Below are 21,261 nucleotides of genomic sequence, written 5' to 3'. Positions count from 1 at the left end.
TTGATCCCGGTATCGGTTTCGCGAAAACCTATCACGATAACTTGGCAGTGATGAACAAACTAGAGATTTTCAGCGGGCTGGGATATCCGGTTCTTCTGGCAACCTCCCGAAAAAGATTCATCGGACGTGTTCTGGATCTTCCGCCTGAGGAGCGGGCTGAGGGCACAGGCGCGACTGTGTGTCTCGGCATTCAAAAAGGCTGTGACATTGTCAGGGTCCATGATGTAAAACAAATTGCCAGAATGGCGAAAATGATGGACGCGATGCTGAATAAGGGAGGGGTGCACCATGGATAAAGTTTATGTAGAAGGTATGGAGTTTTACGGATATCACGGTGTGTTCAAAGAAGAAAACAAACTTGGCCAGCGGTTTAAAGTCGATTTAACCGCTGAGCTGGATTTAAGCAAAGCTGGACAAACAGACGACCTTGAGCAAACGATCAACTATGCTGAACTCTATCACGTATGTAAAGATATCGTGGAAGGGGAGCCTGTAAAATTGGTGGAAACGCTGGCAGAACGTATTGCTGGCACTGTTCTCGAAAAATTTCAGCCTGTTCAGCAATGTACGGTAAAAGTGATTAAGCCAGACCCGCCAATTCCCGGACACTATAAATCAGTAGCAATTGAAATTACGAGAAAAAAGTCATGAACAACATAGCTTATATTGCACTTGGATCTAATATTGGAGATAGAGAAACGTATTTAAGGCAAGCAGTGGCTTCACTGCATCAGCATGCTGCGGTGACAGTCACTAAAGTGTCGTCTATTTACGAAACTGACCCGGTCGGATACGAAGATCAAGCTCAATTTTTGAATATGGCTGTTGAAATCAAGACATCATTGAACCCTTTTGAACTCCTTGAACTGACGCAGCAGATAGAAAATGAATTAGGCAGAACAAGGGAAGTAAGATGGGGGCCGCGGACGGCAGACCTTGACATTTTGTTATTTAATCGTGAAAATATTGAAACAGAGCAACTAATTGTTCCGCATCCGAGAATGTATGAGCGTTTGTTTGTCCTTGCGCCGCTTGCGGAAATTTGCCAGCAGGTTGAAAAAGAGGCTACAAGCGCCGAAACAGACCAAGAAGGTGTAAGAGTATGGAAGCAGAAATCTGGGGTAGACGAATTCGTGCATTCAGAAAGCTGAAAGGTTATACTCAAGAAGGATTTGCAAAAGCATTAGGTATATCAGTTTCTATTCTCGGCGAAATTGAACGCGGAAACCGATTGCCGTCAGCTGCCATCATTCAAGATGCAGCAGATGTTTTAAATATAAGTGCGGACGAATTGGCGCCGCCAGAAAAATAGAACAAATGAAAGGAGGAGAAAAATTGTTCAAAATCGGAGATATTCAATTGAAAAACCGGGTTGTGCTCGCACCTATGGCTGGTGTCTGCAACTCTGCGTTCAGATTGACTGTAAAGGAATTCGGAGCCGGATTGGTATGCGCTGAAATGGTCAGTGACAAAGCGATCCTTTACAACAATGCAAGAACAATGGGTATGCTTTATATCGATGAACGTGAGAAACCACTCAGCCTTCAAATTTTCGGAGGAAAAAAGGAAACCCTTGTGGAAGCGGCGAAGTTTGTAGACCAAAACACAACTGCTGATATCATTGACATTAACATGGGATGTCCCGTGCCGAAGATTACAAAATGCGATGCGGGAGCCAAATGGCTTCTCGATCCTGATAAGATTTACGAAATGGTTTCTGCAGTAGTGGATGCTGTTAATAAGCCAGTTACAGTGAAAATGAGAATGGGTTGGGATGAAGACCACATTTTCGCAGTGAAAAATGCACAGGCTGTAGAACGTGCGGGCGGTAAAGCAGTTGCGCTTCACGGCCGTACGAGAGTGCAGATGTACGAAGGAACGGCAAACTGGGATATCATCAAAGAAGTAAAACAATCAGTATCGATTCCGGTTATCGGAAACGGCGATGTTAAGACACCGCAGGATGCTAAGCGTATGCTCGATGAGACAGGAGTAGACGGGGTCATGATCGGACGCGCTGCATTGGGCAATCCGTGGATGATTTACCGTACGGTTCAGTATCTTGAAACAGGTGAATTAAAAGAAGAGCCGCAAGTACGCGAAAAAATGGCCGTATGCAAACTGCATCTTGACCGCCTGATTGACTTAAAAGGTGAAAACGTAGCGGTAAGAGAAATGAGAAAGCATGCTGCATGGTATCTGAAAGGCGTGAAAGGCAATGCGAACGTTCGTAATGAAATCAATCATTGCGAGACGAGAGAAGAGTTTGTACAGCTTTTAGATGCGTTTACGGTTGAAGTTGAGGCAAAAGAGCTTCAAAATGCAAAAGTAGGATAATACTCACCTCTATTTGCTGCTCACTGCTAGTTTTACGCTGGCAGTTTTTCTGCTTTTTTCATGAAACAATATCTGTAATGGAGTGATAACAATGAGTCAAGAAGAGCATAACCATGAAGAATTGAATGATCAGCTGCAAGTCAGACGCGATAAAATGAATCAGCTGAGAGATAACGGCATCGATCCATTCGGCGCACGTTTTGAAAGAACTCATCAGTCTCAAGAAGTTATTTCGGCATATCAAGATCTAACCAAAGAAGAGTTAGAAGAAAAAGCGATTGAAGTTACAATCGCAGGCCGCATGATGACAAAACGCGGCAAAGGAAAAGCCGGCTTTGCCCATCTTCAGGATTTAGAAGGCCAAATCCAAATCTACGTAAGAAAAGACAGTGTCGGTGACGACCAATATGAAATCTTCAAGTCTTCTGACCTCGGTGATCTTATCGGCGTAACCGGAAAAGTCTTCAAAACAAATGTAGGCGAATTGTCTGTTAAAGCAACTTCCTTTGAATTGCTGACAAAAGCGCTTCGTCCGCTTCCTGACAAATACCATGGTTTAAAAGACGTTGAGCAGCGCTACCGTCAGCGCTACCTGGATCTTATCGTAAACCCAGACAGCAAACATACGTTCATTACACGAAGCAAGATCATTCAAGCTATGAGAAGATACCTTGATGATCATGGATACTTAGAAGTAGAAACACCTACAATGCACAGCATTCCTGGGGGAGCTTCTGCACGTCCGTTTATCACTCACCACAACGCGTTAGACATTCCACTCTATATGCGTATTGCTATCGAACTGCACCTAAAACGTCTAATTGTCGGCGGTTTAGAAAAAGTATATGAAATCGGCCGTGTTTTCCGTAACGAAGGAGTCTCTACACGCCATAACCCTGAATTTACAATGATTGAGTTATATGAAGCATATGCGGACTATAAAGATATCATGAGCTTAACTGAAAACCTTGTCGCTCATATCGCCCAAGAAGTGCTTGGCACAACTACGATTCAATACGGGGAAGAGCAAATCGACCTTAAACCGGAGTGGAAAAGAATCCATATGGTTGACGCAGTCAAAGAAGCGACTGGCGTTGATTTCTGGGAAGAGGTTACTGTTGAGCAGGCGCGTGAATATGCAAAAGAACATGAAGTAGAAATTAAAGACTCTATGACAGTAGGCCATATCATCAACGAATTCTTCGAACAAAAAATTGAAGAAACGCTTATTCAGCCAACGTTTATTTACGGGCATCCTGTAGAAATTTCTCCTCTTGCTAAGAAAAACCCTGAGGACCCGCGTTTTACAGACCGTTTTGAGCTGTTTATCGTTGGCCGTGAACATGCCAACGCGTTTACAGAGCTGAATGATCCTATTGATCAAAGAGAACGCTTTGAAGCGCAATTAAAAGAGCGTGAAGCCGGTAATGATGAAGCTCATCTAATGGATGAAGACTTTGTTGAAGCTCTGGAATACGGTATGCCGCCAACAGGAGGTTTAGGCATCGGTATCGACCGTCTGGTTATGCTGCTGACGAATGCCCCTTCTATTCGCGATGTGCTGTTATTCCCGCAAATGAGACAACGCTAATAAAGAAGAGCGGTATTCTCCATATAGAAAGGATGCCGCTCTTTTTAAATTCCTTAGTATTTCTTCAAAAAAACTATTGCACTATTATTTACTAGGTGGTATATTATTATTCGTTGCCGCTAAACAAGGCGATAACGAAAAAATAACTTAAAAAAAGTTATTGACTTCACTGGGTCAACGAGTTATAATAATAAAGTCGCTTGAACGAAGTGAACAAAATGATCTTTGAAAACTAAACAAGACAAAACGTACCTGTTAATTCAGTTTTTAAAAATCGCACAGCGATGTGCGTAGTCAGTCAAACTACTTTATCGGAGAGTTTGATCCTGGCTCAGGACGAACGCTGGCGGCGTGCCTAATACATGCAAGTCGAGCGGACAGATGGGAGCTTGCTCCCTGATGTTAGCGGCGGACGGGTGAGTAACACGTGGGTAACCTGCCTGTAAGACTGGGATAACTCCGGGAAACCGGGGCTAATACCGGATGGTTGTTTGAACCGCATGGTTCAAACATAAAAGGTGGCTTCGGCTACCACTTACAGATGGACCCGCGGCGCATTAGCTAGTTGGTGAGGTAATGGCTCACCAAGGCAACGATGCGTAGCCGACCTGAGAGGGTGATCGGCCACACTGGGACTGAGACACGGCCCAGACTCCTACGGGAGGCAGCAGTAGGGAATCTTCCGCAATGGACGAAAGTCTGACGGAGCAACGCCGCGTGAGTGATGAAGGTTTTCGGATCGTAAAGCTCTGTTGTTAGGGAAGAACAAGTACCGTTCGAATAGGGCGGTACCTTGACGGTACCTAACCAGAAAGCCACGGCTAACTACGTGCCAGCAGCCGCGGTAATACGTAGGTGGCAAGCGTTGTCCGGAATTATTGGGCGTAAAGGGCTCGCAGGCGGTTTCTTAAGTCTGATGTGAAAGCCCCCGGCTCAACCGGGGAGGGTCATTGGAAACTGGGGAACTTGAGTGCAGAAGAGGAGAGTGGAATTCCACGTGTAGCGGTGAAATGCGTAGAGATGTGGAGGAACACCAGTGGCGAAGGCGACTCTCTGGTCTGTAACTGACGCTGAGGAGCGAAAGCGTGGGGAGCGAACAGGATTAGATACCCTGGTAGTCCACGCCGTAAACGATGAGTGCTAAGTGTTAGGGGGTTTCCGCCCCTTAGTGCTGCAGCTAACGCATTAAGCACTCCGCCTGGGGAGTACGGTCGCAAGACTGAAACTCAAAGGAATTGACGGGGGCCCGCACAAGCGGTGGAGCATGTGGTTTAATTCGAAGCAACGCGAAGAACCTTACCAGGTCTTGACATCCTCTGACAATCCTAGAGATAGGACGTCCCCTTCGGGGGCAGAGTGACAGGTGGTGCATGGTTGTCGTCAGCTCGTGTCGTGAGATGTTGGGTTAAGTCCCGCAACGAGCGCAACCCTTGATCTTAGTTGCCAGCATTCAGTTGGGCACTCTAAGGTGACTGCTTGTGACAAACCGGAGGAAGGTGGGGATGACGTCAAATCATCATGCCCCTTATGACCTGGGCTACACACGTGCTACAATGGACAGAACAAAGGGCAGCGAAACCGCGAGGTTAAGCCAATCCCACAAATCTGTTCTCAGTTCGGATCGCAGTCTGCAACTCGACTGCGTGAAGCTGGAATCGCTAGTAATCGCGGATCAGCATGCCGCGGTGAATACGTTCCCGGGCCTTGTACACACCGCCCGTCACACCACGAGAGTTTGTAACACCCGAAGTCGGTGAGGTAACCTTTTAGGAGCCAGCCGCCGAAGGTGGGACAGATGATTGGGGTGAAGTCGTAACAAGGTAGCCGTATCGGAAGGTGCGGCTGGATCACCTCCTTTCTAAGGATATTATACGGAATATAAGACCTTGGGTCTTATAAACAGAACGTTCCCTGTCTTGTTTAGTTTTGAAGGATCATTCCTTCGAAACGTGTTCTTTGAAAACTAGATAACAGTAGACATCACATTCAATTAGTAACACAAGATATCACATAGTGATTCTTTTTAACGGTTAAGTTAGAAAGGGCGCACGGTGGATGCCTTGGCACTAGGAGCCGATGAAGGACGGGACGAACACCGATATGCTTCGGGGAGCTGTAAGCAAGCTTTGATCCGGAGATTTCCGAATGGGGAAACCCACCACTCGTAATGGAGTGGTATCCATATCTGAATTCATAGGATATGAGAAGGCAGACCCGGGGAACTGAAACATCTAAGTACCCGGAGGAAGAGAAAGCAAATGCGATTCCCTGAGTAGCGGCGAGCGAAACGGGATTAGCCCAAACCAAGAGGCTTGCCTCTTGGGGTTGTAGGACACTCTGTACGGAGTTACAAAGGAACGAGGTAGATGAAGAGGTCTGGAAAGGCCCGCCATAGGAGGTAACAGCCCTGTAGTCAAAACTTCGTTCTCTCCTGAGTGGATCCTGAGTACGGCGGAACACGTGAAATTCCGTCGGAATCCGGGAGGACCATCTCCCAAGGCTAAATACTCCCTAGTGACCGATAGTGAACCAGTACCGTGAGGGAAAGGTGAAAAGCACCCCGGAAGGGGAGTGAAAGAGATCCTGAAACCGTGTGCCTACAAGTAGTCAGAGCCCGTTAACGGGTGATGGCGTGCCTTTTGTAGAATGAACCGGCGAGTTACGATCCCGTGCAAGGTTAAGCAGAAGATGCGGAGCCGCAGCGAAAGCGAGTCTGAATAGGGCGCATGAGTACGTGGTCGTAGACCCGAAACCAGGTGATCTACCCATGTCCAGGGTGAAGTTCAGGTAACACTGAATGGAGGCCCGAACCCACGCACGTTGAAAAGTGCGGGGATGAGGTGTGGGTAGGGGTGAAATGCCAATCGAACCTGGAGATAGCTGGTTCTCTCCGAAATAGCTTTAGGGCTAGCCTCAAGGTAAGAGTCTTGGAGGTAGAGCACTGATTGGACTAGGGGCCCCTACCGGGTTACCGAATTCAGTCAAACTCCGAATGCCAATGACTTATCCTTGGGAGTCAGACTGCGAGTGATAAGATCCGTAGTCGAAAGGGAAACAGCCCAGACCGCCAGCTAAGGTCCCAAAGTATACGTTAAGTGGAAAAGGATGTGGAGTTGCTTAGACAACCAGGATGTTGGCTTAGAAGCAGCCACCATTTAAAGAGTGCGTAATAGCTCACTGGTCGAGTGACTCTGCGCCGAAAATGTACCGGGGCTAAACGTATCACCGAAGCTGCGGACTGTTCTTCGAACAGTGGTAGGAGAGCGTTCTAAGGGCTGTGAAGCCAGACCGGAAGGACTGGTGGAGCGCTTAGAAGTGAGAATGCTTAGAGTATGAGTAGCGAAAGAGGGGTGAGAATCCCCTCCACCGAATGCCTAAGGTTTCCTGAGGAAGGCTCGTCCGCTCAGGGTTAGTCGGGACCTAAGCCGAGGCCGAAAGGCGTAGGCGATGGACAACAGGTTGATATTCCTGTACCACCTCCTCACCATTTGAGCAATGGGGGGACGCAGGAGGATAGGGTAAGCGCGGTATTGGATATCCGCGTCCAAGCAGTTAGGCTGGGAAATAGGCAAATCCGTTTCCCATAAGGCTGAGCTGTGATGGCGAGCGAAATATAGTAGCGAAGTTCCTGATTCCACACTGCCAAGAAAAGCCTCTAGCGAGGTGAGAGGTGCCCGTACCGCAAACCGACACAGGTAGGCGAGGAGAGAATCCTAAGGTGATCGAGAGAACTCTCGTTAAGGAACTCGGCAAAATGACCCCGTAACTTCGGGAGAAGGGGTGCTCTGTTAGGGTGCAAGCCCGAGAGAGCCGCAGTGAATAGGCCCAGGCGACTGTTTAGCAAAAACACAGGTCTCTGCGAAGCCGTAAGGCGAAGTATAGGGGCTGACGCCTGCCCGGTGCTGGAAGGTTAAGAGGAGCGCTTAGCGTAAGCGAAGGTGCGAATTGAAGCCCCAGTAAACGGCGGCCGTAACTATAACGGTCCTAAGGTAGCGAAATTCCTTGTCGGGTAAGTTCCGACCCGCACGAAAGGCGCAACGATCTGGGCACTGTCTCAACGAGAGACTCGGTGAAATTATAGTACCTGTGAAGATGCAGGTTACCCGCGACAGGACGGAAAGACCCCGTGGAGCTTTACTGCAGCCTGATATTGAATGTTGGTACAGCTTGTACAGGATAGGTAGGAGCCTTGGAAACCGGAGCGCCAGCTTCGGTGGAGGCATCGGTGGGATACTACCCTGGCTGTATTGACCTTCTAACCCGCCGCCCTTATCGGGCGGGGAGACAGTGTCAGGTGGGCAGTTTGACTGGGGCGGTCGCCTCCTAAAAGGTAACGGAGGCGCCCAAAGGTTCCCTCAGAATGGTTGGAAATCATTCGCAGAGTGTAAAGGCACAAGGGAGCTTGACTGCGAGACCTACAAGTCGAGCAGGGACGAAAGTCGGGCTTAGTGATCCGGTGGTTCCGCATGGAAGGGCCATCGCTCAACGGATAAAAGCTACCCCGGGGATAACAGGCTTATCTCCCCCAAGAGTCCACATCGACGGGGAGGTTTGGCACCTCGATGTCGGCTCATCGCATCCTGGGGCTGTAGTCGGTCCCAAGGGTTGGGCTGTTCGCCCATTAAAGCGGTACGCGAGCTGGGTTCAGAACGTCGTGAGACAGTTCGGTCCCTATCCGTCGCGGGCGCAGGAAATTTGAGAGGAGCTGTCCTTAGTACGAGAGGACCGGGATGGACGCACCGCTGGTGTACCAGTTGTTCTGCCAAGGGCATCGCTGGGTAGCTATGTGCGGACGGGATAAGTGCTGAAAGCATCTAAGCATGAAGCCCCCCTCAAGATGAGATTTCCCATTCCGCAAGGAAGTAAGATCCCTGAAAGATGATCAGGTTGATAGGTCTGAGGTGGAAGTGTGGCGACACATGGAGCTGACAGATACTAATCGATCGAGGACTTAACCACACATTTTGAATGATGTCACACCTGTTATCTAGTTTTGAGAGAACACTCTCAATTTGTTTGGTGGCGATAGCGAAGAGGTCACACCCGTTCCCATACCGAACACGGAAGTTAAGCTCTTCAGCGCCGATGGTAGTCGGGGGTTTCCCCCTGTGAGAGTAGGACGCCGCCAAGCAATTGCACGTTAGTGCAATTATGGAGGATTAGCTCAGCTGGGAGAGCATCTGCCTTACAAGCAGAGGGTCGGCGGTTCGAGCCCGTCATCCTCCACCATTTTGCCGGTGTAGCTCAATTGGTAGAGCAACTGACTTGTAATCAGTAGGTTGGGGGTTCAAGTCCTCTTGCCGGCACCACTTTTATATGATATAATACTCAAGTCTCTTGTAAGAAGAGCCATTAGCTCAGTTGGTAGAGCATCTGACTTTTAATCAGAGGGTCGAAGGTTCGAGTCCTTCATGGCTCACCATTTTACGCGGGTGTGGCGGAATTGGCAGACGCGCTAGACTTAGGATCTAGTGTCTTTATGACGTGGGGGTTCAAGTCCCTTCACCCGCATTATATAGGATAACAGTTAGAAAAACTGGACATCCTGTCTGCGGAAGTAGTTCAGTGGTAGAACACCACCTTGCCAAGGTGGGGGTCGCGGGTTCGAATCCCGTCTTCCGCTCCAACTATACCATCCACGCCGGGGTGGTGGAATTGGCAGACACACAGGACTTAAAATCCTGCGGTAGGTGACTACCGTGCCGGTTCAAGTCCGGCCCTCGGCATTATTTATTGCGCCCGTAGCTCAATTGGATAGAGCGTTTGACTACGGATCAAAAGGTTAGGGGTTCGACTCCTCTCGGGCGCGCCATATCTTTTAATAGAATAGATAGGAAATCGGGAAGTAGCTCAGCTTGGTAGAGCACATGGTTTGGGACCATGGGGTCGCAGGTTCGAATCCTGTCTTCCCGACCATTTTCATGGGGCCTTAGCTCAGCTGGGAGAGCGCCTGCTTTGCACGCAGGAGGTCAGCGGTTCGATCCCGCTAGGCTCCACCAAAAGTTTTTGAAAAAGTTGTTGACTTTGAAGAAGCGACATTGTATACTAATAAAGTTGCTTTAACAAAGCAGACAAACAAAATGATCTTTGAAAACTAAACAAGACAAAACGTACCTGTTAATTCATTTTTATAAATCGCACAGCGATGTGCGTAGTCAGTCAAACTACTTTATCGGAGAGTTTGATCCTGGCTCAGGACGAACGCTGGCGGCGTGCCTAATACATGCAAGTCGAGCGGACAGATGGGAGCTTGCTCCCTGATGTTAGCGGCGGACGGGTGAGTAACACGTGGGTAACCTGCCTGTAAGACTGGGATAACTCCGGGAAACCGGGGCTAATACCGGATGCTTGTTTGAACCGCATGGTTCAAACATAAAAGGTGGCTTCGGCTACCACTTACAGATGGACCCGCGGCGCATTAGCTAGTTGGTGAGGTAATGGCTCACCAAGGCGACGATGCGTAGCCGACCTGAGAGGGTGATCGGCCACACTGGGACTGAGACACGGCCCAGACTCCTACGGGAGGCAGCAGTAGGGAATCTTCCGCAATGGACGAAAGTCTGACGGAGCAACGCCGCGTGAGTGATGAAGGTTTTCGGATCGTAAAGCTCTGTTGTTAGGGAAGAACAAGTACCGTTCAAATAGGGCGGTACCTTGACGGTACCTAACCAGAAAGCCACGGCTAACTACGTGCCAGCAGCCGCGGTAATACGTAGGTGGCAAGCGTTGTCCGGAATTATTGGGCGTAAAGGGCTCGCAGGCGGTTTCTTAAGTCTGATGTGAAAGCCCCCGGCTCAACCGGGGAGGGTCATTGGAAACTGGGAAACTTGAGTGCAGAAGAGGAGAGTGGAATTCCACGTGTAGCGGTGAAATGCGTAGAGATGTGGAGGAACACCAGTGGCGAAGGCGACTCTCTGGTCTGTAACTGACGCTGAGGAGCGAAAGCGTGGGGAGCGAACAGGATTAGATACCCTGGTAGTCCACGCCGTAAACGATGAGTGCTAAGTGTTAGGGGGTTTCCGCCCTTTAGTGCTGCAGCTAACGCATTAAGCACTCCGCCTGGGGAGTACGGTCGCAAGACTGAAACTCAAAGGAATTGACGGGGGCCCGCACAAGCGGTGGAGCATGTGGTTTAATTCGAAGCAACGCGAAGAACCTTACCAGGTCTTGACATCCTCTGACAATCCTAGAGATAGGACGTCCCCTTCGGGGGCAGAGTGACAGGTGGTGCATGGTTGTCGTCAGCTCGTGTCGTGAGATGTTGGGTTAAGTCCCGCAACGAGCGCAACCCTTGATCTTAGTTGCCAGCATTCAGTTGGGCACTCTAAGGTGACTGCCGGTGACAAACCGGAGGAAGGTGGGGATGACGTCAAATCATCATGCCCCTTATGACCTGGGCTACACACGTGCTACAATGGACAGAACAAAGGGCAGCGAAACCGCGAGGTTAAGCCAATCCCACAAATCTGTTCTCAGTTCGGATCGCAGTCTGCAACTCGACTGCGTGAAGCTGGAATCGCTAGTAATCGCGGATCAGCATGCCGCGGTGAATACGTTCCCGGGCCTTGTACACACCGCCCGTCACACCACGAGAGTTTGTAACACCCGAAGTCGGTGAGGTAACCTTTTAGGAGCCAGCCGCCGAAGGTGGGACAGATGATTGGGGTGAAGTCGTAACAAGGTAGCCGTATCGGAAGGTGCGGCTGGATCACCTCCTTTCTAAGGATATTTACGGAATATAAGACCTTGGGTCTTATAAACAGAACGTTCCCTGTCTTGTTTAGTTTTGAAGGATCATTCCTTCGAAACGTGTTCTTTGAAAACTAGATAACAGTAGACATCACATTCAATTAGTAATACAAGATATCACATAGTGATTCTTTTTAACGGTTAAGTTAGAAAGGGCGCACGGTGGATGCCTTGGCACTAGGAGCCGATGAAGGACGGGACGAACACCGATATGCTTCGGGGAGCTGTAAGCAAGCTTTGATCCGGAGATTTCCGAATGGGGAAACCCACCACTCGTAATGGAGTGGTATCCATATCTGAATTCATAGGATATGAGAAGGCAGACCCGGGGAACTGAAACATCTAAGTACCCGGAGGAAGAGAAAGCAAATGCGATTCCCTGAGTAGCGGCGAGCGAAACGGGATTAGCCCAAACCAAGAGGCTTGCCTCTTGGGGTTGTAGGACACTCTGTACGGAGTTACAAAGGAACGAGGTAGATGAAGAGGTCTGGAAAGGCCCGCCATAGGAGGTAACAGCCCTGTAGTCAAAACTTCGTTCTCTCCTGAGTGGATCCTGAGTACGGCGGAACACGTGAAATTCCGTCGGAATCCGGGAGGACCATCTCCCAAGGCTAAATACTCCCTAGTGACCGATAGTGAACCAGTACCGTGAGGGAAAGGTGAAAAGCACCCCGGAAGGGGAGTGAAAGAGATCCTGAAACCGTGTGCCTACAAGTAGTCAGAGCCCGTTAACGGGTGATGGCGTGCCTTTTGTAGAATGAACCGGCGAGTTACGATCCCGTGCAAGGTTAAGCAGAAGATGCGGAGCCGCAGCGAAAGCGAGTCTGAATAGGGCGCATGAGTACGTGGTCGTAGACCCGAAACCAGGTGATCTACCCATGTCCAGGGTGAAGTTCAGGTAACACTGAATGGAGGCCCGAACCCACGCACGTTGAAAAGTGCGGGGATGAGGTGTGGGTAGGGGTGAAATGCCAATCGAACCTGGAGATAGCTGGTTCTCTCCGAAATAGCTTTAGGGCTAGCCTCAAGGTAAGAGTCTTGGAGGTAGAGCACTGATTGGACTAGGGGCCCCTACCGGGTTACCGAATTCAGTCAAACTCCGAATGCCAATGACTTATCCTTGGGAGTCAGACTGCGAGTGATAAGATCCGTAGTCGAAAGGGAAACAGCCCAGACCGCCAGCTAAGGTCCCAAAGTATACGTTAAGTGGAAAAGGATGTGGAGTTGCTTAGACAACCAGGATGTTGGCTTAGAAGCAGCCACCATTTAAAGAGTGCGTAATAGCTCACTGGTCGAGTGACTCTGCGCCGAAAATGTACCGGGGCTAAACGTATCACCGAAGCTGCGGACTGTTCTTCGAACAGTGGTAGGAGAGCGTTCTAAGGGCTGTGAAGCCAGACCGGAAGGACTGGTGGAGCGCTTAGAAGTGAGAATGCTTAGTATGAGTAGCGAAAGAGGGGTGAGAATCCCCTCCACCGAATGCCTAAGGTTTCCTGAGGAAGGCTCGTCCGCTCAGGGTTAGTCGGGACCTAAGCCGAGGCCGAAAGGCGTAGGCGATGGACAACAGGTTGATATTCCTGTACCACCTCCTCACCATTTGAGCAATGGGGGGACGCAGGAGGATAGGGTAAGCGCGGTATTGGATATCCGCGTCCAAGCAGTTAGGCTGGGAAATAGGCAAATCCGTTTCCCATAAGGCTGAGCTGTGATGGCGAGCGAAATATAGTAGCGAAGTTCCTGATTCCACACTGCCAAGAAAAGCCTCTAGCGAGGTGAGAGGTGCCCGTACCGCAAACCGACACAGGTAGGCGAGGAGAGAATCCTAAGGTGATCGAGAGAACTCTCGTTAAGGAACTCGGCAAAATGACCCCGTAACTTCGGGAGAAGGGGTGCTCTGTTAGGGTGCAAGCCCGAGAGAGCCGCAGTGAATAGGCCCAGGCGACTGTTTAGCAAAAACACAGGTCTCTGCGAAGCCGTAAGGCGAAGTATAGGGGCTGACGCCTGCCCGGTGCTGGAAGGTTAAGAGGAGCGCTTAGCGTAAGCGAAGGTGCGAATTGAAGCCCCAGTAAACGGCGGCCGTAACTATAACGGTCCTAAGGTAGCGAAATTCCTTGTCGGGTAAGTTCCGACCCGCACGAAAGGCGCAACGATCTGGGCACTGTCTCAACGAGAGACTCGGTGAAATTATAGTACCTGTGAAGATGCAGGTTACCCGCGACAGGACGGAAAGACCCCGTGGAGCTTTACTGCAGCCTGATATTGAATGTTGGTACAGCTTGTACAGGATAGGTAGGAGCCTTGGAAACCGGAGCGCCAGCTTCGGTGGAGGCATCGGTGGGATACTACCCTGGCTGTATTGACCTTCTAACCCGCCGCCCTTATCGGGCGGGGAGACAGTGTCAGGTGGGCAGTTTGACTGGGGCGGTCGCCTCCTAAAAGGTAACGGAGGCGCCCAAAGGTTCCCTCAGAATGGTTGGAAATCATTCGCAGAGTGTAAAGGCACAAGGGAGCTTGACTGCGAGACCTACAAGTCGAGCAGGGACGAAAGTCGGGCTTAGTGATCCGGTGGTTCCGCATGGAAGGGCCATCGCTCAACGGATAAAAGCTACCCCGGGGATAACAGGCTTATCTCCCCCAAGAGTCCACATCGACGGGGAGGTTTGGCACCTCGATGTCGGCTCATCGCATCCTGGGGCTGTAGTCGGTCCCAAGGGTTGGGCTGTTCGCCCATTAAAGCGGTACGCGAGCTGGGTTCAGAACGTCGTGAGACAGTTCGGTCCCTATCCGTCGCGGGCGCAGGAAATTTGAGAGGAGCTGTCCTTAGTACGAGAGGACCGGGATGGACGCACCGCTGGTGTACCAGTTGTTCTGCCAAGGGCATCGCTGGGTAGCTATGTGCGGACGGGATAAGTGCTGAAAGCATCTAAGCATGAAGCCCCCCTCAAGATGAGATTTCCCATTCCGCAAGGAAGTAAGATCCCTGAAAGATGATCAGGTTGATAGGTCTGAGGTGGAAGTGTGGCGACACATGGAGCTGACAGATACTAATCGATCGAGGACTTAACCACACATTTTGAATGATGTCACACCTGTTATCTAGTTTTGAGAGAACACCTCTCTAAAGGCGGAAAGGTAAGGAAACTCCGCTAAGGGCTCTCACATCCTGTGAGAAACGCCCAGTACCTTCATCCTGAAGGCATTTGTTTGGTGGCGATAGCGAAGAGGTCACACCCGTTCCCATACCGAACACGGAAGTTAAGCTCTTCAGCGCCGATGGTAGTCGGGGGTTTCCCCCTGTGAGAGTAGGACGCCGCCAAGCAAGTTTAAACCCAGCTCATCGAGCTGGGTTTTTTGTGTTCTGTTTTATTGGTATCATAAAATTCCACTTAACTGTATAATATAATAACTTTATACCGAATTTTAAATCAGCATTCAGGTTTTATGGGCCGGGAAAATGGAAATAATAAAGGATAGAGCGAGAAAGTTGAAAATTCCTGAGAAACGGCTTATAGTAAGATTAAAGTCAAATATAGTCAAAGTCAGTAAAGGAGGGGGTTGAGTGGGACATAATATTTCTGACATCATTGAACAATATTTAAAACGAGTGTTAGATCAAAATGGCAAGGAAATTTTAGAGATTAAACGAAGTGAAATTGCAGATAAATTTCAATGCGTTCCTTCCCAAATAAATTATGTCATCAACACCAGGTTTACAAGCGAAAGAGGATATATTGTTGAGAGCAAACGCGGGGGCGGCGGATACATCAGAATCATTAAAATTAAAATGAACAATGAAGTTGTCCTGATCAATAATATTATTTCTCAAATTAGTACCCATTTGTCTCAAGCAGCCTCTGATGACATTATTTTAAGGCTATTAGAAGACAAGGTGATTTCAGAAAGAGAAGCAAAAATGATGGTCAGCGTAATGGACCGCTCAGTTTTACACATTGACTTGCCTGAACGTGATGAATTAAGAGCAAGAATGATGAAGGCTATGCTGACTTCTTTAAAATTAAAATAAGCGGGTGAAAAGATTGATTTGTCAAGAGTGCCACGAGAGACCAGCCACTTTTCACTTTACAAAGGTTGTTAACGGAGAAAAAATAGAAGTTCATATTTGTGAACAATGTGCCAAAGAAAATAGTGATTCATATGGTATAAGTGCAAATCAAGGTTTCTCTATTCATAATTTACTTTCGGGTTTGCTGAACATGGATTCTTCATTTCAAAATGCAGGGACTCAAATGTTCAGTCACTCGGAGCAAATATCTGCTTGTCCGAAATGCGGAATGACGTTTCAGCAATTCAGAAAAATTGGCCGCTTTGGATGTTCTGAATGTTACAAAACATTCCATAACAACATTACACCTATCCTACGTAAAGTGCACAGCGGAAACACTGTGCATGCAGGGAAGATACCGAAACGAATAGGCGGCAATCTTCATGTTAGACGGCAGATTGATATGCTGAAAAAAGAATTAGAATCCTTAATCCATCAAGAAGAATTTGAAAACGCAGCTCATGTGAGAGATCAAATTCGTTCTTTAGAACAATCACTCAAAAGTACAGATAGTGAGGAGGAACAGGGGTAATGTCGCTAAAGCATTTTATTCAGGACGCACTAAGCAGTTGGATGAAGCAGAAGGGACCTGAAAGTGACATTGTACTCAGCAGCCGCATACGTTTAGCAAGGAACTTTCAACATATTCGGTTCCCTACGCGGTATTCCAATGAAGAAGCCTCATCCATCATACAGCAATTTGAAGATCAGTTTTCAGAGCAAGAAATTCCCGGAATCGGCAAATTCGTTTTGATTAGAATGAATGATGCACAGCCTTTAGAAAAGCGTGTACTTGTTGAAAAGCATCTAATCAGTCCGAATTTGACAGAGTCTCCTTTTGGCGGCTGTTTGCTTTCTGAAAATGAGGAAGTAAGCGTCATGCTAAATGAAGAGGATCATATTAGAATACAATGTCTTTTCCCTGGATTTCAGCTTCTAGAAGCAATGAAAGCCGCGAACCAGGTCGATGACTGGATTGAAGAAAAAGTTGATTATGCATTCAATGAGCAGAGAGGGTACTTAACCAGCTGTCCTACAAACGTAGGTACAGGTTTAAGGGCTTCAGTCATGATGCATCTGCCAGCGCTGGTTTTAACTAGGCAAATAAATCGAATTATACCGGCAATTAATCAATTAGGCTTAGTTGTTAGAGGAATTTATGGGGAAGGCAGCGAAGCAGTAGGGAATATCTTTCAAATTTCAAATCAGATCACGCTTGGTAAGTCCGAGCAGGATATTGTAGATGATCTTAACAGTGTTGCTGCCCAGCTGATTGAACAAGAGCGATCTGCCCGAGAAGCGATTTATCAAACTTCTAAAATTGAACTTGAGGATCGGGTATATCGGTCTTATGGGGTCTTGTCTAATTGCCGGATGATAGAATCTAAAGAAACTGCAAAGTGCCTTTCAGATGTTCGGTTAGGCATAGACCTAGGTATTATAAAAGGACTTTCAAGCAACATACTTAACGAACTAATGATTTTGACGCAGCCAGGTTTTTTACAGCAGTACTCGGGAGGCGCTTTGCGTCCGAACGAAAGGGACATTCGAAGAGCGGCTCTCATAAGAGAACGGCTTCACTTAGAAATGAATGGGAAAAGACAGGAGGATGAATCGATATGATGTTTGGAAGATTTACAGAACGGGCTCAAAAAGTACTGGCGCTAGCACAGGAAGAAGCACTTCGTTTAGGTCATAATAATATTGGCACTGAGCATATTTTATTAGGACTGGTAAGAGAAGGAGAGGGCATTGCTGCCAAAGCTCTTCAAGCGCTTGGACTCGGTTCAGATAAAATTCAGAAAGAAGTAGAAAGTTTGATCGGGCGCGGGCAGGAAATGTCTCAAACGATTCATTATACTCCTAGAGCTAAAAAAGTCATTGAACTTTCGATGGATGAAGCAAGAAAACTCGGTCATTCTTATGTCGGAACAGAACATATTCTTCTTGGCCTGATTCGTGAAGGAGAAGGTGTTGCCGCGAGAGTTCTGAATAACCTCGGTGTCAGCTTAAATAAAGCAAGACAGCAGGTGCTCCAGCTTCTTGGAAGCAATGAAACAGGATCATCAGCGGCAGGAACAAACAGCAATGCGAATACGCCTACGCTTGATAGCTTGGCAAGAGACTTGACTGCTATTGCGAAGGAAGACAGTCTTGATCCTGTAATCGGCAGAAGCAAGGAAATCCAGCGTGTCATTGAAGTGTTAAGCCGCAGAACGAAAAACAACCCTGTTCTCATTGGTGAACCAGGTGTTGGTAAAACGGCTATCGCAGAAGGTTTGGCACAGCAAATTATCAATAATGAAGTACCCGAAATCTTGCGTGATAAACGTGTGATGACATTAGACATGGGAACGGTTGTTGCCGGCACAAAATATCGCGGAGAATTTGAGGATCGCCTGAAGAAGGTCATGGATGAAATTCGCCAGGCAGGAAATATCATTCTATTCATCGATGAGCTCCATACATTAATCGGGGCAGGCGGAGCAGAAGGTGCTATTGATGCATCTAATATCTTAAAACCTTCACTTGCTCGCGGTGAGCTCCAATGTATTGGAGCAACGACTCTTGATGAGTACCGTAAATATATTGAAAAAGACGCAGCACTGGAACGCCGTTTTCAGCCGATCCAGGTAGATCAGCCATCTGTCGATGAAAGTATTCAAATTTTACAAGGTCTTCGTGACAGATACGAAGCCCACCACCGTGTTTCTATCACTGATGATGCCATTGAAGCTGCGGTTAAGCTTTCTGACAGATATATTTCTGACCGCTTCCTTCCGGATAAAGCCATTGACTTAATCGATGAAGCTGGTTCAAAGGTGAGACTGCGCTCCTTTACAACGCCTCCTAACTTAAAAGAGCTTGAGCAGAAGCTTGATGAGGTTCGTAAAGAGAAGGATGCGGCAGTGCAAAGTCAAGAGTTTGAAAAAGCTGCTTCCTTGCGTGATACTGAGCAGCGCCTGCGCGAGCAAGTTGAGGATACGAAGAAATCATGGAAAGAGAAGCAAGGGCAGGAAAATTCAGAGGTTACTGTGGATGATATTGCGATGGTTGTATCCAGCTGGACCGGTGTGCCTGTATCTAAAATCGCCCAAACTGAAACTGATAAGCTTCTCAATATGGAAAACATTCTTCACTCTCGTGTCATCGGCCAGGATGAAGCGGTTGTAGCTGTTGCAAAAGCCGTCAGACGTGCGAGAGCAGGGTTAAAAGATCCTAAACGCCCAATCGGCTCATTCATTTTCTTAGGCCCTACAGGTGTAGGTAAAACAGAGCTTGCGCGAGCACTTGCTGAATCCATTTTTGGCGATGAAGAATCCATGATCAGAATTGATATGTCTGAATACATGGAAAAACACTCAACTTCAAGACTTGTTGGTTCACCTCCGGGGTATGTGGGATATGATGAAGGCGGTCAATTGACAGAGAAAGTCAGAAGAAAACCTTACTCTGTCGTGCTTCTTGATGAGATCGAGAAAGCGCACCCTGATGTCTTCAATATCCTTCTGCAAGTTCTTGAAGACGGCCGATTGACTGATTCTAAAGGACGTACAGTCGATTTCCGCAATACCATTTTGATCATGACATCAAACGTCGGGGCAAGTGAGCTGAAACGCAATAAATATGTCGGCTTTAACGTTCAGGATGAGACTCAAAATCATAAAGACATGAAAGATAAAGTGATGGGTGAATTGAAACGGGCGTTTAGACCTGAGTTCATCAACCGTATCGATGAAATCATCGTCTTCCATTCACTTGAGAAAAAACATCTTACTGAAATCGTGTCATTAATGTCTGATCAATTGACGAAACGCCTGAAAGAACAGGATCTTTCTATCGAATTGACTGATGCTGCAAAAGCGAAAGTCGCGGAAGAGGGCGTTGATCTGGAGTACGGAGCCCGTCCGTTAAGAAGAGCGATCCAAAAACACGTAGAGGATCGTTTGTCTGAAGAACTCCTCAGAGGAAATATTCATAAAGGACAGCATATTGTTCTTGATGTAGAAGATGGCGAATTTGTCGTAAAAACGACTGCTAAAACGAATTAATATAGAAGACAGAAATGAGGCATACAGCATGTAAGTGTATGCCTCACTTTCATATCAAGAAATAGAACAAGGGAGAGGTCTTACACTATATATGGCTAAAACAAAATCGAAATTCATCTGCCAATCCTGCGGCTACGAGTCTCCAAAATGGATGGGGAAATGTCCGGGCTGCGGTGCTTGGAATACAATGGTGGAAGAAATGATTAAAAAAGCACCAGCCAATCGGAGAGCGGCTTTTTCTCATTCTGTTCAAACTGTACAGAAACCTTCACCTATTACATCAATCGAAACATCAGAAGAACCCCGCGTTAAAACCCAGCTTGGCGAGTTTAACAGAGTACTCGGCGGAGGTGTCGTTAAAGGCTCCCTCGTTTTAATCGGCGGTGATCCTGGTATCGGAAAGTCAACGTTATTACTGCAGGTTTCCGCTCAATTATCAGGCTCATCAAACAGTGTGCTGTATATTTCGGGAGAAGAATCTGTAAAGCAAACGAAGCTTCGAGCTGACCGCCTCGGCATTAATAATCCGTCACTGCATGTTTTATCTGAAACCGATATGGAGTATATTTCGTCTGCTATACAAGAGATGAATCCAGCGTTTGTCGTTGTTGACTCTATTCAAACGGTATACCAAAGCGATATCACATCAGCACCGGGCAGTGTGTCACAGGTCAGAGAATGTACCGCCGAGCTGATGAAAATTGCAAAAACAAAAGGTATCCCGATTTTTATCGTAGGGCACGTGACGAAAGAAGGGTCTATTGCAGGGCCGAGACTGTTGGAGCATATGGTTGACACTGTTTTATATTTTGAAGGAGAACGTCACCATACTTTCCGCATTTTGCGGGCTGTAAAAAACCGTTTCGGATCTACGAACGAAATGGGCATATTTGAAATGCGGGAAGAGGGGCTCACTGAGGTTTTGAATCCTTCAGAAATTTTCTTAGAGGAACGCTCTGCGGGTTCCGCGGGCTCGAGTATCACTGCTTCTATGGAGGGCACTAGACCGATTCTCGTTGAAATTCAGGCGCTCATCTCGCCAACAAGTTTTGGAAATCCAAGGCGTATGGCAACGGGAATAGACCACAACAGGGTTTCTCTGTTAATGGCTGTGTTAGAAAAAAGAGTTGGGCTGCTGCTGCAAAATCAGGATGCTTATTTGAAAGTGGCTGGCGGCGTTAAGCTTGATGAACCGGCAATTGATCTTGCCATTGCGATCAGTATCGCATCAAGCTTTAGAGACGCACCTCCAAATCCTGCAGATTGTTTTATTGGAGAAGTGGGATTAACCGGAGAAGTCCGGCGGGTTTCAAGAATTGAACAACGTGTGAAAGAAGCGGCAAAGCTTGGTTTTAAACGCATGATCATACCCGCGGCTAATCTGGATGGATGGACAAAACCAAAAGGGATTGAGGTTATCGGAGTAGCAAATGTTGCAGAGGCGCTTCGTACTTCATTAGGAGGATAAT

Annotated in this window: 11 protein-coding genes, 9 tRNA genes and 6 rRNA genes; all 26 read left to right on the top strand. The window is 47.8% G+C overall.

Going from position 1 to position 21,261, the window contains the following annotated elements:
* Positions 1-50: 50 nt before the first annotated feature.
* The 26 genes from QA442_RS00005 to radA all read left to right on the top strand — a co-directional run bounded on the left by QA442_RS00005 (position 51) and on the right by radA (position 21,260).
* Entirely contained in the window at positions 51-296 is a 246-nt protein-coding gene (locus tag QA442_RS00005) for a dihydropteroate synthase (protein WP_423856560.1), read from the top strand.
* A complete protein-coding gene (gene folB / locus QA442_RS22130; protein ID WP_014478613.1) occupies positions 289-651 on the top strand; it encodes a dihydroneopterin aldolase in 363 nt (120 codons plus the stop codon). Before QA442_RS00005 ends, folB begins: the two co-directional genes overlap by 8 nt.
* Positions 648-1,151, top strand: coding sequence for a 2-amino-4-hydroxy-6-hydroxymethyldihydropteridine diphosphokinase (gene folK / locus QA442_RS22125; protein ID WP_003226679.1), 504 nt, complete (start codon positions 648-650; stop codon positions 1,149-1,151). Before folB ends, folK begins: the two co-directional genes overlap by 4 nt.
* Positions 1,103-1,312, top strand: coding sequence for a helix-turn-helix domain-containing protein (locus QA442_RS22120; protein ID WP_003226678.1), 210 nt, complete (start codon positions 1,103-1,105; stop codon positions 1,310-1,312). The genes folK and QA442_RS22120 overlap by 49 nt, the downstream gene beginning before the upstream one ends.
* A gap of 23 nt (positions 1,313-1,335) precedes the next feature.
* Positions 1,336-2,337, top strand: a complete 1,002-nt coding sequence (gene dusB / locus QA442_RS22115; RefSeq protein WP_014475588.1) for a tRNA dihydrouridine synthase DusB — start codon at positions 1,336-1,338, stop codon at positions 2,335-2,337.
* Positions 2,338-2,428: 91 nt separating this feature from the next.
* Positions 2,429-3,928, top strand: coding sequence for a lysine--tRNA ligase (lysS, locus tag QA442_RS22110; RefSeq protein WP_003242743.1), 1,500 nt, complete (start codon positions 2,429-2,431; stop codon positions 3,926-3,928).
* Between the two features lie 308 nt (positions 3,929-4,236).
* Positions 4,237-5,786, top strand: a 16S ribosomal RNA gene (locus QA442_RS22105).
* Between the two features lie 170 nt (positions 5,787-5,956).
* A 23S ribosomal RNA gene (locus QA442_RS22100) occupies positions 5,957-8,887 on the top strand.
* A 56-nt stretch (positions 8,888-8,943) separates the two neighbouring features.
* Positions 8,944-9,059, top strand: a 5S ribosomal RNA gene (rrf, locus tag QA442_RS22095).
* Positions 9,060-9,081: 22 nt separating this feature from the next.
* Positions 9,082-9,157: transfer RNA gene (locus QA442_RS22090), tRNA-Val, on the top strand.
* A gap of 4 nt (positions 9,158-9,161) precedes the next feature.
* Positions 9,162-9,237: transfer RNA gene (locus tag QA442_RS22085), tRNA-Thr, on the top strand.
* A 37-nt stretch (positions 9,238-9,274) separates the two neighbouring features.
* Positions 9,275-9,350 (top strand) — tRNA-Lys (locus tag QA442_RS22080).
* Between the two features lie 6 nt (positions 9,351-9,356).
* Positions 9,357-9,439, top strand: a tRNA-Leu gene (locus QA442_RS22075).
* A gap of 40 nt (positions 9,440-9,479) precedes the next feature.
* A tRNA-Gly gene (locus QA442_RS22070) sits at positions 9,480-9,554 on the top strand.
* 14 nt (positions 9,555-9,568) lie between these two features.
* Positions 9,569-9,654: transfer RNA gene (locus QA442_RS22065), tRNA-Leu, on the top strand.
* Positions 9,655-9,663: 9 nt separating this feature from the next.
* Positions 9,664-9,740: transfer RNA gene (locus QA442_RS22060), tRNA-Arg, on the top strand.
* 27 nt (positions 9,741-9,767) lie between these two features.
* Positions 9,768-9,844, top strand: a tRNA-Pro gene (locus QA442_RS22055).
* 7 nt (positions 9,845-9,851) lie between these two features.
* Positions 9,852-9,927: transfer RNA gene (locus QA442_RS22050), tRNA-Ala, on the top strand.
* A 170-nt stretch (positions 9,928-10,097) separates the two neighbouring features.
* A 16S ribosomal RNA gene (locus QA442_RS22045) occupies positions 10,098-11,647 on the top strand.
* A 169-nt stretch (positions 11,648-11,816) separates the two neighbouring features.
* Positions 11,817-14,745, top strand: a 23S ribosomal RNA gene (locus tag QA442_RS22040).
* A 135-nt stretch (positions 14,746-14,880) separates the two neighbouring features.
* A 5S ribosomal RNA gene (gene rrf, locus QA442_RS22035) occupies positions 14,881-14,996 on the top strand.
* The 16S, 23S and 5S rRNA genes sit together here with 9 tRNA genes alongside, the layout of an rRNA operon.
* 240 nt (positions 14,997-15,236) lie before the next feature.
* Positions 15,237-15,701 carry a transcriptional regulator CtsR gene (gene ctsR, locus QA442_RS22030; protein ID WP_071579242.1) on the top strand — a complete coding sequence of 155 codons (465 nt, stop codon included), beginning with the start codon at positions 15,237-15,239 and terminating at the stop codon, positions 15,699-15,701.
* A 13-nt stretch (positions 15,702-15,714) separates the two neighbouring features.
* The gene (gene mcsA / locus QA442_RS22025; RefSeq protein ID WP_041521234.1) at positions 15,715-16,272 is read left to right on the top strand and encodes a protein-arginine kinase activator protein McsA; all 558 of its coding nucleotides are present in this window, start codon (positions 15,715-15,717) and stop codon (positions 16,270-16,272) included.
* Positions 16,272-17,363 carry a protein-arginine kinase McsB gene (gene mcsB, locus QA442_RS22020; RefSeq protein ID WP_095432281.1) on the top strand — a complete coding sequence of 364 codons (1,092 nt, stop codon included), beginning with the start codon at positions 16,272-16,274 and terminating at the stop codon, positions 17,361-17,363. Before mcsA ends, mcsB begins: the two co-directional genes overlap by 1 nt.
* A complete protein-coding gene (gene clpC / locus QA442_RS22015) occupies positions 17,360-19,792 on the top strand; it encodes an ATP-dependent protease ATP-binding subunit ClpC (RefSeq protein ID WP_014475592.1) in 2,433 nt (810 codons plus the stop codon). Before mcsB ends, clpC begins: the two co-directional genes overlap by 4 nt.
* A 91-nt stretch (positions 19,793-19,883) precedes the next feature.
* A complete protein-coding gene (gene radA, locus QA442_RS22010; RefSeq protein ID WP_095432282.1) occupies positions 19,884-21,260 on the top strand; it encodes a DNA repair protein RadA in 1,377 nt (458 codons plus the stop codon).
* The last annotated feature ends 1 nt before the right edge of the window (position 21,261 follow it).

Origin of the sequence: Bacillus stercoris (genome assembly GCF_029772985.1) — a bacterium.
In the GTDB taxonomy this organism is placed as follows: Bacteria; Bacillota; Bacilli; order Bacillales; family Bacillaceae; genus Bacillus; species Bacillus stercoris.
Note: the sequence above shows the minus strand (reverse complement) of the source record. Positions and strands in the feature narration are given on the sequence as shown.

What these genes read in the sequence shown, in the direction of transcription:
- QA442_RS00005 (WP_423856560.1), top strand. Translation starts at nt 51, where the DNA reads ATGAACAAACTAGAGATTTTCAGCGGGCTGGGATATCCGGTTCTTCTG.
- folB (WP_014478613.1), top strand. Translation starts at nt 289, where the DNA reads ATGGATAAAGTTTATGTAGAAGGTATGGAGTTTTACGGATATCACGGT.
- folK (WP_003226679.1), top strand. Translation starts at nt 648, where the DNA reads ATGAACAACATAGCTTATATTGCACTTGGATCTAATATTGGAGATAGA.
- QA442_RS22120 (WP_003226678.1), top strand. Translation starts at nt 1,103, where the DNA reads ATGGAAGCAGAAATCTGGGGTAGACGAATTCGTGCATTCAGAAAGCTG.
- lysS (WP_003242743.1), top strand. Translation starts at nt 2,429, where the DNA reads ATGAGTCAAGAAGAGCATAACCATGAAGAATTGAATGATCAGCTGCAA.
- mcsB (WP_095432281.1), top strand. Translation starts at nt 16,272, where the DNA reads ATGTCGCTAAAGCATTTTATTCAGGACGCACTAAGCAGTTGGATGAAG.
- clpC (WP_014475592.1), top strand. Translation starts at nt 17,360, where the DNA reads ATGATGTTTGGAAGATTTACAGAACGGGCTCAAAAAGTACTGGCGCTA.
- radA (WP_095432282.1), top strand. Translation starts at nt 19,884, where the DNA reads ATGGCTAAAACAAAATCGAAATTCATCTGCCAATCCTGCGGCTACGAG.